Here is a 14,083-nt window from a genome sequence, read left to right on the forward strand (position 1 = left end):
TGTTATTTTACCGTCTGTGGTAAACTGATAGCATTGCTCAATAGATTTGATAGGACCTCTGCTATTCGCGGTTTGTCTGCATGTAACAAAACATTACAGGGCTCGTACGATAGCTGATTACTTTTGTTACTAAACTCCTTGCTTAGCACAGTATCATCTATAGTATTGGCTATGACATCATTGAGATTGAATACTTCTTTCTTTAGTTCAAGAGTATGGCTTTCAAGCTTTGTGACATCCAAGATTTCAGCAGAAAGTTTGCTTAGGCGCTTTGCATTTCTTATAGTGATATCGAGTAATTCTTGTTGTCTAGTATCTATTGTCCTAGATCATATAATTTCTGTTAGTCCCAATATGGGTTGTATAGGGGTGCGTAATTCATGAGCTGCGATATTGATGAACTCTTGTTGCGCCTTGTTATGAACAATTAATTGCTCATGTGATTTCTTGACATTTTCATAAAGTTCAATTTGTTTCCATAAATTCTCAAAAATAGATACGTATGATAAAACCCCTGCTTTGCTATTTGAATAGGTTGATAGTCCAATTGCTTCTTCAAAATTCATTTTTGAATCATCTTTTATCTCCATTACCATTGACTTTTTCCTGTCTGTAACAAGGATTGTTGCCTGAGTAGTGAGCATTACTGATTCAATATATCTAATTTCAATCTGTATATTATCAGAAAAGCTTTGTTTAAAATTCGTTATCATTGGTTCAATTTGTTGCTTGAATGGCATAAGGATTCTAAATTTGATTTTCTTTCTGGATTTTTCTGTATTAGACAGCAAAAGCGACCCTTGTACTATTTTTTCTTGTCTTATGAAGGCGTTAACAGTAGGAAATAAAAGCAATATTTCTTCTGTAGCAGCCTTTAAGATTTGAAAATATAGTTCTCGAGCTTTAGATGCATTTGGAATAACTTCTATATCGGCCAAGTTAGTACCTGCTTCAATGTCTTTTATTCTATCGTTAGCATCAACACCGTTCTTCCACAACTCCTCAAACACTGAATTGAAATGAATGGTATAAAGAGGATCATTACTAATCAAGAAACTTTGACTCATTTTACCACCTTCCATTTTTTCTATTGTGATGGCTACTTCTTTATCTGAAACACCAAAACTGATAGGTGGCATATTTTTGATATGCCTTATTTTTATTCCAGAATCAAGAAATATTTTGACTAAATTTAGACTCTCTTCATTTATATTGGTTATCCACCTTAATCCCTCGCCCTCTTTTCCTCCTTCTCTTTGATGCTTATCTACAACGCTCTTGTATGAGTCAAATAGGTAATGGTAGCTCATCTTAATTCCACCAAATCCTGTGCATATAGATAACCTATTAGCGCTATTGTTCTTGCGTTTTATTTCCTTGATTATTTCATCTTGATCGTACAGGATTCTAGTTTTAATAGGTGCTATTCCCTCTTCAATTTCTCTTATTCTGTCTTTGAGATCAATTCCATTTTTCCATAATTCTTCAAATAAACTATTAAAATGCTCTACGTAAAGAGGTTCGTTACTAACAAAAAGTTTCTTTGCCATTCGAGTGCCTTCCGTATTTGCTATTGAACCAACTACTTCTTTGTCTGAAACGCCAAAGCTTATGGGTATTTGTTTAACATGTCGTATAACTACCCCTCCATCCTGAAATATTTTAGCAACGCCGGCACTATCTTTATCTTCGATGGAAGTAAGCCATCTGATTCCTTTATGTTCTCCATTTTTAGATTTGTTCAGAATCTTTTCGATGGCCTCATGGAAATTATTATAAACAAACTGTAGTCTATTATCTCGAGTACAAACTGAAAGCTGATCAGAATTTTCGAGATATTCTTTGAATCTCTTTATTTTTTTCTTGTCTTCTTCTAATAGCTTTGTTTCGTAGCTGATTATTCCTTCTTTAATCTCTTTAATTCTTTTACACCCTGAAATAGCCTTGTCCCGTATCAGAATGAGAAGTAAATTCGATTCCTATGCCCACTAGGTTTAATTCTAAACGCGCTGTCCAAGTCGTTGACATCATATATGCCTAGACTATCAACCGGTGGTGTATAAAGTTTCATCCATACTTCACATCCTTGGTAAAAATAGGAAGGTGAAGGTAGTGAAGGCAACTAGATAACAGAAAAATAACATTGCACTACAACAACAACAAGAAAGATGATACCATTTTTCAGGTAAATGCAGACAAAGCAAGGTTATCGCAAGTCCCTTCTAATCTGTTGAGTAACAGCATTAAATTTACCAAAAATGGAACAATACTTATTAATTTAGACGTCAGTCATAACCAGAAACAAGCTATTGTATCTGTTAAGGATGATGGTCAAGGAATAGATACTGAAATATTGCCAAAACTATTATTATTACGAAATTTTTGATTTTGATTTAACATCATAATCCTCATTTGTCTCCTCTAGTTGGCCATTTTCTCGTTCAATGTTCTCCTGATGTCTTTTAATTATAGCGCCAATGTCACGAATGAACTTGTGAGTTAGTTTTGCAATCTCTTTGTAGTTCTTATCTTCTTCGCAAAGTTGGATCACATATTGTTCTTTTTCTGCCTTAGTCATATTAGATAACCTTAGTCATATTAGATAACCAAGTCAAATCTTAGCCTCAACTATAATTATCGACTGTACCTAATAGCTTTTTCCCTGTTACCACCTATTACCAATTTGTTATCTATTGTTGCCCGGTTGCCATCTCTTGTTACCACAATGTTACCATCTGTTACCAATATGTTACCTATTGTTACCACTATCTCCAAGCTTGTTACCATGATGTTACAACCTGTTTTCAGCTGCTACCACCTGTTACCACAGAAATTAGGTCCTGCGAGAAATACCTACCCCATATAGGTACTGTAAAAAATAATTTTAAAAATTATTTGATACTAGATCAGTATTCCTTAATATTAAACCTGATAATCTCTACTTTGTTACTATTGGTTTTAGCATTACTATTGACAAAATTATTATTGGCTACATTTGACATCTTTTCTGCTAACGCAGATTGATTTGAAGTAGTACCTTTGATAGAAGAGCTACTTTTACTGTGATCGCTACCACTAGCACTTCCACTAACATGAGTGTGATGTGACATTTTACTTTGAGCAGGAGTTATGACGGTGGACCCAGTAGCAATGCCTATTATCGCAAATGCAATAATAATTGCAACAAAAACCGTAATACAGATGCGTGAACTAATATGTTTATACATTTCGGTATTGTATTGTAGTTGGTGTCAAATAAACTATATTAACTCCAATCTCAGAAGATAAAGGTAAAGGTTTGCGGTTCAAATATATATTCTACATCAGAATTTGTTCTTACTACGTTTGAATGGACATATTAGAAAAGCTGCTGTATGTTTCATGTCTTTTTTATTAGTTCTTTTCCTTCTTGATGGTCAAAATAATCTATTTGTTACAAAGGCTTCAGCAATCAAACATAAAACATCCCATACTTCTTCAAATAAAATAAAGCCAACTCAATCGTCCTCCATACCTTCTCAGCAAGGCAGCACTTCCTCTTCAAACTCTATTGGTTGTATTAACTACAATCCCTCTACAAGAACAATTAGTGTTAGCTGTACTAATCCATCTACTAGACTCACAGATATCGATAATGTTCTACACGATGCCAGTATCCTAGCCAAGCAGACACCAGCTGGAGCATGGCTTCTTAGTGCTAATTTGGTAATTGCCAAAGGCGCTACGTTCCATATCGATTCTAGTGATACAAAGTGGTTGAAAATAAATTCAAAAATAATAGGAAGTAATAATGATGGTAGTCGAAGAGGCAGTTCTTCTAGTTCTGGCAAAATACGTCCTGCGTACTGGATTGACGTTCATGGTAGTCTAAAGATTGATTCAGTAAAAATAACATCTTGGGATCCAACAACAAACTACTATGCCAAGTCCAATGGTTCAAGGACAGGAATAGGTCAATTTATTATCGGTGCTCCTAGACCATCCATAGTCATTGAGAACGATGCAACGGGTCATACTGATATTATGAATTCAGAGATTGCCTATTTAGGATTCGAAGGTGGCAAGCATCTAGGTGACTCGGGCCTTGCTTATTCTGGAGGGGATGGAAGTATTCTAAAAAATGACAACATACACGACATGTACTTTGCATTCTATTCTATTGGTGTTGGTCACATGGTTATAGCAAATAATATCATCAGAAATAGTGGCCACTATGGACTTGATCCGCATACAGGAACCCATGATTTGATAATTCGTAATAATACAATTTATGATAATAATGGCAGTGGCATAATATGCTCTCTCAACTGCTACAATATATTAATTGAAGACAATAAAGTTCACGATAACGCTGAGAATGGAATAGATTTTAGCAGAAATATGACTAACTCTATTGCTAGAGATAATATAGTTTATAATTAACCCTCAGGCATTTTTGTTTCTCAATCCCATAATAATCAGATATACAATGATACAATTTCTAAAAGCGCAAGTGGTATTAATGTAAATACTGGTTCCTCAAATAACAAGATCTTCGGAAATACTGTATCTAACTCGTTGCCTAATGCTATACTTCTAAGTGGTGCATCAGGTAATACATTTACCTCTAACAAGATATCTGGTTCTACCCCAGAAAGCCTAAAGATTGAACAAGATGCTACTTCAAAGAATAATATCTTTTCAAATGCACATATAACTCACCCTACAAAATGATTTAGTTAAAAACAGACTTCCAAAAGTAATTATGATAGTGGTAAAAAATATTGTCGGAAATGCGAGGTCTATTATAATCAAAGTATATTCTGTCCTTGTTGTCGAATGGCACTAAGAAAATCGCCTGTCGGTAGGGAAGGAAAGGGAAAGAAAAAATGAAGCTATTTAGACAGATAAGCAGCGAATGAATGAACTATAAATGGAATAAAGCCCGTCTAATCAGTCAATTTTTAAAATATTATTGTCAACATCCTATATTGTCATTTAATTTTATCCTTTTATGCAATATTGATCTAATCTTCATATGGCATTATATTTGGTCAAAGCCAGACCAAGAAAGGATCTCCTAGATAATCTACATAAAGAATTAAGTTCAGGTATTATATCAAAAATGAGGCCATTTGGGCAATCACTAAAGCATAGCCTTGAAAATGCACGGATTGATTCTAATATTGCGTTGTGGATAGAGGAAGATTATTGTTCACCTCCATTGGCCATGGAAAAAGAAGCTGTATTGGACAGGTATTTTGACGATATCAACGTCGAAAAAGTCAGATCAGAAGAAGAAGGATGGAACATGATAGGCGACAAGCCAATGCTTTGGGATGAGAAATGAATCTTATTTATGTAACCGTTGTTTAGTCTATCAAATATCATACATTAAGTTTCCTGAATAGATAGGTTGAGATCGGATAGCCTCGACGAACCAGCTAGGTAACATATTCCTATTTTTCCTAACAAAATATCTAAATGCTGTGTCTAATACGTATGTCTTATTTCTTTACGAGTTATCTGCTGCGCATACTAGCACGCGCAGCAAGTTTTGCTATTCTGATCGGCTCTGGAACAGAACCTTGGAGAGTAAAGCAATTAACAACCATGGATGCTTCTTTTGAGCTTATTCCCCAGCATCGTACGAACAGAAGCTTACCAGTCTTTAATAGAATTCTATCTCGTTGCCCTAGCTTATGATATTGTTCTAATTTAAGCTTGGAGTCATTGGAAAAGTGGTGTTGTATAGTGCCTTCTAGTCCTTTGGAGTCTTTGAATGTTATCGCTATAACTGGAACATTGGTTCTTTCTCTGAGTTCTTTACCATCTATTATGTTGTACATGCTAATAATAAGGCCATCAAGCATTATACAATTAATGTCGTCTCTCTTTAATGATCTATACATGGACAGGATGTTTTGTGTAGAATCATTTCCTTCAATCGTAACATTCCCAAAAGCCATACCGTCAATTATCAGGTCCCGGCGCATTACTATCCCTGCAAGTGTGGAACAAGCACTAGTTTTTTTGAAGCTTTCGGCTATTCCCAATACACGGATGCCTCTTTTCTCAGTATGAAACCTCATTCTAGCCCCCCTTTTTGGAAGGGGAAATATTATTTCTGTTGCTGATACTCACATATCCATCATCGAACTCTTTGTAGAAATATGTAACCCTCAATTCAAGATCTGCTGCATAGCAATAGATTTTAAACGGCCGCGCAGTTTTCTATCTTAATTGTGATTCTTTTAGGATCTAAATATACATTAGATGAGAGATTTCACTTCTACTGAGCTACTTCCTCTTAGCGAAATGTATTGTCTGATCTCCCCTAACCCATTAAAGATTCCCTCGATTGCAAAAATGGATGGCGCCTTAGTAGTAGGTAACTCAGCACAGCAGGTTTGTTCAAATTTCTTAATATGATATTCATCTTAATTGATAGTTGAATTCTTCACTAGATTAATGGCCTGTTTACACTCGTCCGAATCATCTATCAGAAGAACTTCTTTCTTTTAATCACTCTCTTTAGCTTGCACCATTTTCCAGTATCATGCAAAAGATATCTTATCCCGACTTTCAAACAAGTCTAGTGTATATAACAAAGCCCGGCTAAGCGAGATACTTAATGAGCTTCTCAAGTAAAAACTAATTGACGTGAACATTTTGATGATATGAAGAAGGCAGCAAATTTAGAAATATCTATCAACATGAGATAGAAGTATGAATTTCTCATTTGATCAAGCTGAAGAAGCTAAACACACAATTAATCTTGCTTTGGATTGTATCAGACCATTAGAAAGCATACCATAGTTTGATGAACCCCCGATCAACCATAGAGCCTTCACAGTCTTCACCCTGCGATGCTTCAGTGGCAAAGATAATCCACTCACATCCTAATATTTTCGCATTTCACAACTGTAGTTGACAAGCGACAAGTGGGATATGCTATAATATGAGTGCAGTGACGCCTAAAAATGACTCAATCTTTCGTCTCACTTTGGATAGACTATTAATAACTGCGGTCGAATCGAATATCGGCCCGAAATGATTAAACTATCCAAAGAAGAGCTAGCCCATAACAAATAAACTGGTCTGAAGATGCATAAGAGCTTAGCTCAGCTTGATGGGCATGTGTGGTTAAACCAATGGATGTTGGGAATATATGTTGTGCCCACCAAGCCATGCATAGCTTCTACGATATGCATTAAACATCAATGTTTAAGCTTCTTGTACAATGGGTCGATGGGTTTCAATGTACCAACAGATGAGACGGTCGTTAGCGAGACTCCAAGCTATCAGATCCCAATTTGGTGCCGCTATTCTTTGTATTCGCGGTTCTAGCCCATCGAACCCAGTAAGCATAGAATAGAATAATTTGTATTAAACAGTCATTGTCTAAGCTTCTTGATTTCGCCGTCCAAACATGATAATTCTCTGCAACAGATTTGGCGGGCAAGTCTTCTATTGTGGTCTTTTGAGTCAATAGTTAAACCATTGAAGCTTTCTGGTAATGGTCCCGGGCGCAAACATTAATTGCGTTGAAATAGTGAATTTAAAAAGTTATGGAAAGCAACCCAAACGCCGACTCAACTAAATAGATGGGCATAACTATAATTGTTAAGTCGGCGTCTTGACATTGCATCTATACTTTATCAACATTCTATATATTGATTATATCATCAACATACTGTGTCCCATTATAGAGCCATCATAGCCATCACACACGTCAGAGAATAACTAGTCAACAAATTGTTGATTGGCTCAAAAGATTAGTATAATAAATGTGACGCCGAATATGCCGTTTATCCAAACAGATTTATGATCATCAACTGATACAAAATTGGGCCAGATACCGCCAAGATGATCATATTATGCATTGCAAGACGGTACAATAAGTACGCGAGTTTAGAGCTAAAGAATGAGAAAAAGGGAGCAACTTTGACCCCATTCCATAGAGAAATGAAGACACAAAGCTGTTTTCTAATAAACTAGCTCTTGATAAAGTTATGCGTAAGTCTAACTCACTCTGTATATCTGATGTAGTTTTGTGGTGCTTCAATGAAAACGAAAATGACAAAAGCACTAGCCATAGTAATGGTTTTAGCAGTAGCTATTACAGCATCTACACTGGTAACATCAGATACATTCGCAGCAAAGTCCAAACACCACCATCATGGTCATACAAACACCAGTAGCAGCGCTACTGACTCAACAAACACTGCTAGCAGCAGCACTAACGCAGCAAATACTTTCAGCAACTCCACTAGTTTCAACGACAATAACGGGACGAGCATTAGCAGCGGCATAAGCAGCAGCGGGCATCACCACCACAGCACTAGCACTGACACCGGCACAACTGGCAGTGGCCATCACCATCACAGCACCAGTATGAGTAGTAGCTATTGATACTAGTAGTAGCTCTTCTCATCACAGCATGCATCACACAAGTGGCATTCTCGTAGTCTAGAAACTGCTGAATCAGTAAACTAAGTCTCTATTTTTTATTTGATTTATGTATCAAGATACTTATTGGTATCATCCATCTTAAATAGACTATTAATTACCGGGATGGGATTGAATTGATATCTGGCCCAAAATGATTAAACTGACCAAAGAAGATATAAAGATGATGGTAAAACGGCTATTTTCTCCACTATCGTTTTTGAACAGATGTTCAAGCCGCAATAGTACAACAACTCTTGTTTGCCGGTTACTAGCAGTAGAAAAAGCTGATGCTCTTTCTACTATTTAGAATACTGCTATTTTAGAATCATGATTATCGACAAATCGACATTTAATATGAAATTATTAGCCATTGTAATATTATCAAGTTGTGATATATTAGATAAAATTTTTTGAATAAGTTGTATAAATTTTTCAATGGCTTTAAATATAGAGTGGAGGATTTTTATATACATATTTTACTCTCGATTGAGATGTAATTTCTTATATATCATGCTTAACCGGTAGCAAGTTAGAATGAATTATTCTGAAAAAGATTTCAGAAAGATCGGGGTAATTGCAGCTGTAGCAATAGCTATTGCAGCGATGATGATTCCCGGATCGAATCTAGCAAACATAGCATATGCACATAGAGATAGCGGAAACAGCGGTAACGGCAATGTAGTCCAATCCACTGATCAGTCTAACTCCAATAGTGCATCTAACTCGGGTAGCGGCGGAAGTTCACATTCAGACAACAACCATCAATCTAATGACGCACACAATACTGCAGACATACACATTCATAGTTCACACGGTCACAAACACAAAGATTCTGGCAAATATACTGGTAGCAAAGACGATAATCATGGAAAGAGCGGCCATAGCATAAAAGATAGCGGAAACGTTGTTCAAATTGTCAAACAATCAAATGACAATAGTGCTTCTAACAGCGGCAGCGGCGGCAGCGCAAGTGCAAGTGGTAACACTCAAACTAATGACGCAAGCAATAATGCAGATGTTCAGATAAGCAGCGGACATCACAAAGATAATGGGGGTCAACAAACGTGGTTAGGTGACCACAAGAAAGGCGGTAGTATAAGTGACAGCGGAAATGTAGCTCAAGCCATCCAACAATCAAATACAAATACGGCTACTAACACTGGAGCTGGCGGCAGCGCAAATGCAAACAATAATGATCAGTCAAATACGGCTACTAACACAGCTGATGTACGGTGGGCAGAGTAACAACAATGGCGGACAACCATGGTTAACCGGAAATGATAACAATGGCGGCGGTAACAACGGTGGCAGTATAAAAGATAGCGGTAACGTATTACAATCCATTGACCAATCAAATACAAATACGGCTACTAACACTGGAGCTGGCGGCAGCGCAAATGCAAACAATAATGATCAGTCAAATACGGCTACTAACACAGCTGATGTAGATATTCACGGTAGCGGCTCTGTAGATAAAAGCGGCAATGTAGCTCAACTTATTACACAATCAAATACAAACAGTGCAACAAACAACCCACCGCCTCCACCAACATCCGGTGGTAGTGGTCCGGTGATACCGGCGTGTCTAACTGACCCCGTTACCCATCTACCATTATGTGGTGCTAATGCGAACGGTAACACCCAAACAAACTCGGCCGACAATAACGTAGACGTAAGCATCGGAAGCCACTAACTCTTTTTTATTTTTTGTTTTGAGCTTAGTTTGATTTAGTTATTGAATACGCTGTCCAGAGAAGCAATTTGACTTTTCTCATATTGAAATAATACAATCTTTTAACATCTTTCGAGCTATTATAATTCATTGCACTTATAACCAGACTTGTCAAGTATCTGTGTAATTTAGATGAGCATAAGACCGAGTAAGGATTGAAAATTAAAACTAAAGCAACAACACAAACCAAATACCCATATTGTGCCAGCACTGACTTACAGCATTAGACGTACACTGAGTGGTGATGTGAAAAATTATCATTGTAAAAAGTGTGGCAAATATTTTAGTTTTGGCCCAAGAGCTCGCAATATTAATTATGGCACTGAAACAATAATTACAGCTCTACTTATGGAACACAACTTTTATACAAACAGACAGATAAGCGAATTTTTGGTAAAAGCTCATCAAGTAAATGCGACACATAAAGTGGTGAATAAATGGTCACGAAAAGCCCGTAATATAATAAACAAAAACCATGATCATTGGCAAAGAGCTCTTAAAAATCCAGATAAAACACTTCATACTTTAGTGAAGATATTGCTTGAGAGAGATAGATAGAGAGTGACTGCTGTTTTAAAAATTGTCAATATTGTGGTAGGCAGGGTCCCAACCAGTAAATTATTTGATTAAAGCACAGATACTTGTGAAACTTATTAACGATAAATCGAGAGCCATCGAAATAGACAGATATGCTAAAAATGTCCGCCCATCTCTCTCGATAATGGTTTTGCGAGCATGACAATTGGGACACAAAGCATTGCAATTGTTCTTGCTATTATCTGAACGGTTCCCATTTTTATGGTCATATTGAATTACATTTAGTAAATCTTTACACTTTGCACATCTGTGTTTTTGCTGAATTACAGTAATTTCTTTTATCTTTTCAGAAAATGGATTCCGTACTTTGGATTTGTGTAGTCGGCCACTTTTCGCAGCTCTTCTAATAGCTAGTACAATCCAAATGAAGACTAAAGCTATTAACCAAACTAACCCATTTTGAAAATGATATTGCTCTACACTGTATCGGTTTAACGAATATATGAAAAATAAAAGCACAATCACAGCTGCGACTTTAGATGTAGTTTTCATCCAGTGAGCTCCCCATTATGCCCGATAGCCCAAGTTGCTGTAGTGGAGCGACCAAATTTTCGGAGATTTGATATAGAACTATCTATTCTCATGATTAGCTCTGATTAGTTTAGTTTGTATCCCGATACGAAAAGTATCTGAATCAATCTACACTGTTTAGTCACTCTAACTTTATTCTTGTACATGATAGCCTGGGCCAACAATTTTTACTCTCCAATGTCTCTAAAATAAACTACCGGTAAGTCGTCCGGTTTGTTTATTTTTAATGTACAATATGCGACCACTGCAAGCTAGCTTGGGCATCACTTTGCCATTATAACCAGTTCGTTATATGGCATATGTATGTTGGTACATCTATAATTAAACATATGTACTCTCTAACGTTTATACGCTTATATAACAAATAATCATTGAATGGTAAGAGAAGACATTGAAAGAACGTCTCTATATATTCAAAGAGATACTTTATTCAAATTAAAAGAATTTGCATTATATAATAAAACTACTGTCACAGATATTGTAAATGAAGCGATTAAGACTGGCTCAAGAAACATGATTTAAAAAAGTCCCAATGATTTTATTGAGCATACAATTAGCTGACCATAGCAATCATGTATCGGAATGAGAATAAAATGGCCGTACTTTCTACGTATCATCTTTGATCAGCTTCGGGCACCATTTGCGTTTTCCGATACCACATCTCTGTATTAAATGCGAAAATGACATACATATCCCAGAACATATATGTGTTGATACCCTATATGTGAGACCAGAGCCATGAAATTCAAAAGTGCAGATGGTAAAACTGTTTTATACGCAGAGAAAGAATCTCAATTTGTTAGATTCCATCTCGATACAGATGGAAGAGTTTTTGGTGATCAGTTTTCAACACCTGAAAATTTTGATATGATGATAAAGCGTGAAAAATGGAGCGAGATTAAAGAATGATGCTTGAATTAGCAATTGTAGCACATCTGTCTGCGGCGTAATTGGCTTTTTCATTGATTATGTCTCTTTGTTATGATTGGACTTATTTTCAAATTGCTGGCTAGATGAAATTATAGTGCATGAACAATCAGATCGAATGAAGCACTTATAGAGAGCTATACGGCGGGTTACAAGCGTGAAAAATATCATCATAAAGTTTGACGACGAAATTGTAAACTGCGCTATGTTGGATGGGTTGAAGCTGATTGCGATAAATGTGGAGGCCATGAGACGATTAGACTATGCCACTTCTTTTGGCCTAAAACTATTTAATTATGTAATTATGTAATTATTACAACATCTATTATACGTCTATTATGCATCTGGCGATATGAATCCAAATGCTCTATATATGTTCATTTCTATTATAATATGTTACAGAATATTGGTGGGAACTTCTACTGTTACAATATTTGTAGTCAATTATTTTCTTTTAGATTTATGGTCCTGTTTACACTCTTTTTACCTGCCACCTAATACATAAAATATTACTAGGTCTTGTCTATTCCCATGAAACTTGTGTTCAGTTTTTGCAGGAACAAAAATTGATGTTCCTTGTTTAATTGAACGGTCTTCTCCATTTATTTTGATAAGTCCACTACCTTTAATCACATAATAAACCTCATCTACTGAGTGAGGTCCTTGGGTATCGTCTTCACCATCATGTAATCGCATAATACCGGCTTGGATACCTCTTCTACTTACAACATCTATGAAATACCCACCTTGAGTTTCAAGGTCAGTGAGAACATTGTTCAGTTCATAAATTTCGGTCATAAACATATTCAATTAGGATATAATATAGACTTATTTCCTCAATGTCTCTTGGAAATTAATTGACAGTAGAGCAGCTAATCAGTCATATTCAATTGTTCCAAACCACCGTTTTGCTGTATGAAGATAGACAAATCAAAAATCGACCGGCTAATATAGCCTTTGGAAGTGTAATTAGCGGCTATAGCCGAACTTATAGCCACTCTATCTACTAGCTTATGATAGGTATGTACTCAGCTCTCAGCCATCTATCCATATCCAGATCTGGACTACTAGGATACATGCAAAGAAGGATCAAGACTAACGGATACTGAAACTTGGCTTGACAATGAAATAAAGAAGAAGGAATATTACTTGAACAGTTTGGGTTGGGTAATAGTATAATAGACGCATAATTCATAATTCGTCGGAAATCCACATTGTCATGTCTTATAATAGATCGTCTTACCCTAATGTACATATGATTTGCTGCAACATATACGTCCGCTCCGATAGATAATTTTGCATATTTTCTCCTCATTAGCTTCCGTTCACTATAATACTGAGAAGCATGTGAATTATCTTTCTTAAACCCTGTCTAGTCTATTCCAGCAAATATTCTTCTGATGTTTGAAATTAATACTATGATGAGGAGATTATCTTCTCTAGTAGCGTATCATTAACCTATAGGAAACTTCTGAAGAGTAGTATAGCGAGGTACCATGACAGTGTTACTAGAATTACATTAATTATTAGTCGTTTCTGAATCTTAACACTATTCCCATCACGGGATTAATCTTAAGGCTAGCAGCTGTTAGTTTGTTTTTGATAGGCCACAGGGTAGAAGGAAACTTCAGAGCAATGACGCTGATAGTACTTTTCAAGTATTTGAGATCCAAAAAACTATATTGTCGTATGATGCATGATGCGAGACGACCGGCTGCGGAGATTTTTCGCAAATGATAGGATTCTTTAATAAGAGCATGAATATAAACATAAGCATATGTTCAACGGTCATATTACTCTAAATCTTAACCAAAATCTAAGTATCAAGAATGTCTTTTTGCTTTATAGTGGTGTTAGTGAACA

The 14,083-nt window shown here is 36.2% G+C and carries 17 protein-coding genes; 10 read left to right on the top strand and 7 right to left on the bottom strand.

Going from position 1 to position 14,083, the window contains the following annotated elements:
- Positions 1-329 precede the first annotated feature (329 nt).
- Entirely contained in the window at positions 330-1,550 is a 1,221-nt protein-coding gene (locus DYY65_RS05245) for a hypothetical protein (RefSeq protein WP_162476931.1), read from the bottom strand.
- Between the two features lie 593 nt (positions 1,551-2,143).
- Here DYY65_RS05245 and DYY65_RS12950 point away from each other — a divergent pair.
- A complete protein-coding gene (locus DYY65_RS12950) occupies positions 2,144-2,386 on the top strand; it encodes a sensor histidine kinase (protein WP_162476932.1) in 243 nt (80 codons plus the stop codon).
- Here the strand turns inward: DYY65_RS12950 and DYY65_RS05255 are convergent.
- From DYY65_RS05255 to DYY65_RS05265, 3 genes are all read right to left on the bottom strand, one after another.
- Positions 2,372-2,578, bottom strand: coding sequence for a hypothetical protein (locus DYY65_RS05255; RefSeq protein ID WP_162476933.1), 207 nt, complete (start codon positions 2,576-2,578; stop codon positions 2,372-2,374). The genes DYY65_RS12950 and DYY65_RS05255 overlap by 15 nt on opposite strands.
- A 56-nt stretch (positions 2,579-2,634) precedes the next feature.
- A complete protein-coding gene (locus DYY65_RS05260; protein WP_162476934.1) occupies positions 2,635-2,787 on the bottom strand; it encodes a hypothetical protein in 153 nt (50 codons plus the stop codon).
- Positions 2,788-2,906: 119 nt separating this feature from the next.
- A complete protein-coding gene (locus DYY65_RS05265) occupies positions 2,907-3,227 on the bottom strand; it encodes a hypothetical protein (RefSeq protein WP_162476935.1) in 321 nt (106 codons plus the stop codon).
- 154 nt (positions 3,228-3,381) lie between these two features.
- Between DYY65_RS05265 and DYY65_RS05270 the strand changes: the two genes are divergently transcribed.
- The 3 genes from DYY65_RS05270 (at position 3,382) to DYY65_RS05280 (ending at position 5,329) form a co-directional block, all read left to right on the top strand.
- Positions 3,382-4,422, top strand: coding sequence for a right-handed parallel beta-helix repeat-containing protein (locus DYY65_RS05270; protein ID WP_162476936.1), 1,041 nt, complete (start codon positions 3,382-3,384; stop codon positions 4,420-4,422).
- Positions 4,423-4,476: 54 nt separating this feature from the next.
- Entirely contained in the window at positions 4,477-4,713 is a 237-nt protein-coding gene (locus DYY65_RS12955; protein ID WP_370519300.1) for a right-handed parallel beta-helix repeat-containing protein, read from the top strand.
- A 316-nt stretch (positions 4,714-5,029) separates the two neighbouring features.
- Positions 5,030-5,329 carry a hypothetical protein gene (locus tag DYY65_RS05280; RefSeq protein WP_201449346.1) on the top strand — a complete coding sequence of 100 codons (300 nt, stop codon included), beginning with the start codon at positions 5,030-5,032 and terminating at the stop codon, positions 5,327-5,329.
- Positions 5,330-5,501: 172 nt separating this feature from the next.
- Here the strand turns inward: DYY65_RS05280 and DYY65_RS05285 are convergent, their stop codons facing one another.
- On the bottom strand, positions 5,502-6,071 hold the full coding sequence (locus tag DYY65_RS05285; protein ID WP_162476938.1) for an endonuclease dU: 570 nt from the start codon (positions 6,069-6,071) through the stop codon (positions 5,502-5,504).
- Positions 6,072-6,255: 184 nt separating this feature from the next.
- On the opposite strand from DYY65_RS05285, the gene DYY65_RS12420 reads away from it, so the two are divergent.
- From DYY65_RS12420 to DYY65_RS05305, 5 genes are all read left to right on the top strand, one after another.
- Complete coding sequence (locus DYY65_RS12420) at positions 6,256-6,411, top strand: hypothetical protein (RefSeq protein WP_236561685.1); 156 nt, start codon at positions 6,256-6,258, stop codon at positions 6,409-6,411.
- Between the two features lie 1,635 nt (positions 6,412-8,046).
- Complete coding sequence (locus tag DYY65_RS05290; protein WP_162476939.1) at positions 8,047-8,394, top strand: hypothetical protein; 348 nt, start codon at positions 8,047-8,049, stop codon at positions 8,392-8,394.
- 573 nt (positions 8,395-8,967) lie between these two features.
- Positions 8,968-9,678: a hypothetical protein gene (locus tag DYY65_RS05295; protein ID WP_162476940.1), complete on the top strand. Its 711-nt coding sequence runs from the start codon at positions 8,968-8,970 to the stop codon at positions 9,676-9,678.
- Positions 9,659-10,126 (top strand): hypothetical protein, encoded by a 468-nt coding sequence (locus DYY65_RS05300; RefSeq protein WP_162476941.1) that lies wholly within the window; start codon positions 9,659-9,661, stop codon positions 10,124-10,126. The genes DYY65_RS05295 and DYY65_RS05300 overlap by 20 nt, the downstream gene beginning before the upstream one ends.
- A 285-nt stretch (positions 10,127-10,411) precedes the next feature.
- The gene (locus DYY65_RS05305) at positions 10,412-10,723 is read left to right on the top strand and encodes a hypothetical protein (protein WP_162476942.1); all 312 of its coding nucleotides are present in this window, start codon (positions 10,412-10,414) and stop codon (positions 10,721-10,723) included.
- Between the two features lie 60 nt (positions 10,724-10,783).
- On the opposite strand, the gene DYY65_RS05310 is transcribed toward DYY65_RS05305, so the two are convergent.
- Positions 10,784-11,254 (bottom strand): HNH endonuclease signature motif containing protein, encoded by a 471-nt coding sequence (locus tag DYY65_RS05310; protein ID WP_162476943.1) that lies wholly within the window; start codon positions 11,252-11,254, stop codon positions 10,784-10,786.
- Positions 11,255-12,031: 777 nt separating this feature from the next.
- Here DYY65_RS05310 and DYY65_RS05315 point away from each other — a divergent pair.
- Positions 12,032-12,202 carry a hypothetical protein gene (locus DYY65_RS05315; RefSeq protein ID WP_162476944.1) on the top strand — a complete coding sequence of 57 codons (171 nt, stop codon included), beginning with the start codon at positions 12,032-12,034 and terminating at the stop codon, positions 12,200-12,202.
- Positions 12,203-12,703: 501 nt separating this feature from the next.
- Here DYY65_RS05315 and DYY65_RS05320 read toward each other — a convergent pair.
- The gene (locus tag DYY65_RS05320; RefSeq protein WP_162476945.1) at positions 12,704-13,018 is read right to left on the bottom strand and encodes a cupin domain-containing protein; all 315 of its coding nucleotides are present in this window, start codon (positions 13,016-13,018) and stop codon (positions 12,704-12,706) included.
- Positions 13,019-14,083 lie beyond the last annotated feature (1,065 nt).

Origin of the sequence: Nitrososphaera sp. AFS (assembly GCF_009898475.1) — an archaeon.
Classification (GTDB): domain Archaea; phylum Thermoproteota; class Nitrososphaeria; order Nitrososphaerales; family Nitrososphaeraceae; genus Nitrosopolaris.

What these genes read in the sequence shown, in the direction of transcription:
- DYY65_RS05245 (WP_162476931.1), bottom strand. Translation starts at nt 1,550, where the DNA reads ATGGCAAAGAAACTTTTTGTTAGTAACGAACCTCTTTACGTAGAGCAT.
- DYY65_RS05320 (WP_162476945.1), bottom strand. Translation starts at nt 13,018, where the DNA reads ATGACCGAAATTTATGAACTGAACAATGTTCTCACTGACCTTGAAACT.
- DYY65_RS05270 (WP_162476936.1), top strand. Translation starts at nt 3,382, where the DNA reads ATGTCTTTTTTATTAGTTCTTTTCCTTCTTGATGGTCAAAATAATCTA.
- DYY65_RS05285 (WP_162476938.1), bottom strand. Translation starts at nt 6,071, where the DNA reads ATGAGGTTTCATACTGAGAAAAGAGGCATCCGTGTATTGGGAATAGCC.
- DYY65_RS05260 (WP_162476934.1), bottom strand. Translation starts at nt 2,787, where the DNA reads ATGGTAACAAGCTTGGAGATAGTGGTAACAATAGGTAACATATTGGTA.
- DYY65_RS05290 (WP_162476939.1), top strand. Translation starts at nt 8,047, where the DNA reads ATGAAAACGAAAATGACAAAAGCACTAGCCATAGTAATGGTTTTAGCA.
- DYY65_RS05315 (WP_162476944.1), top strand. Translation starts at nt 12,032, where the DNA reads ATGAAATTCAAAAGTGCAGATGGTAAAACTGTTTTATACGCAGAGAAA.
- DYY65_RS05265 (WP_162476935.1), bottom strand. Translation starts at nt 3,227, where the DNA reads ATGTATAAACATATTAGTTCACGCATCTGTATTACGGTTTTTGTTGCA.
- DYY65_RS05255 (WP_162476933.1), bottom strand. Translation starts at nt 2,578, where the DNA reads ATGACTAAGGCAGAAAAAGAACAATATGTGATCCAACTTTGCGAAGAA.
- DYY65_RS12420 (WP_236561685.1), top strand. Translation starts at nt 6,256, where the DNA reads ATGAGAGATTTCACTTCTACTGAGCTACTTCCTCTTAGCGAAATGTAT.
- DYY65_RS05300 (WP_162476941.1), top strand. Translation starts at nt 9,659, where the DNA reads ATGTACGGTGGGCAGAGTAACAACAATGGCGGACAACCATGGTTAACC.
- DYY65_RS05310 (WP_162476943.1), bottom strand. Translation starts at nt 11,254, where the DNA reads ATGAAAACTACATCTAAAGTCGCAGCTGTGATTGTGCTTTTATTTTTC.
- DYY65_RS05295 (WP_162476940.1), top strand. Translation starts at nt 8,968, where the DNA reads ATGAATTATTCTGAAAAAGATTTCAGAAAGATCGGGGTAATTGCAGCT.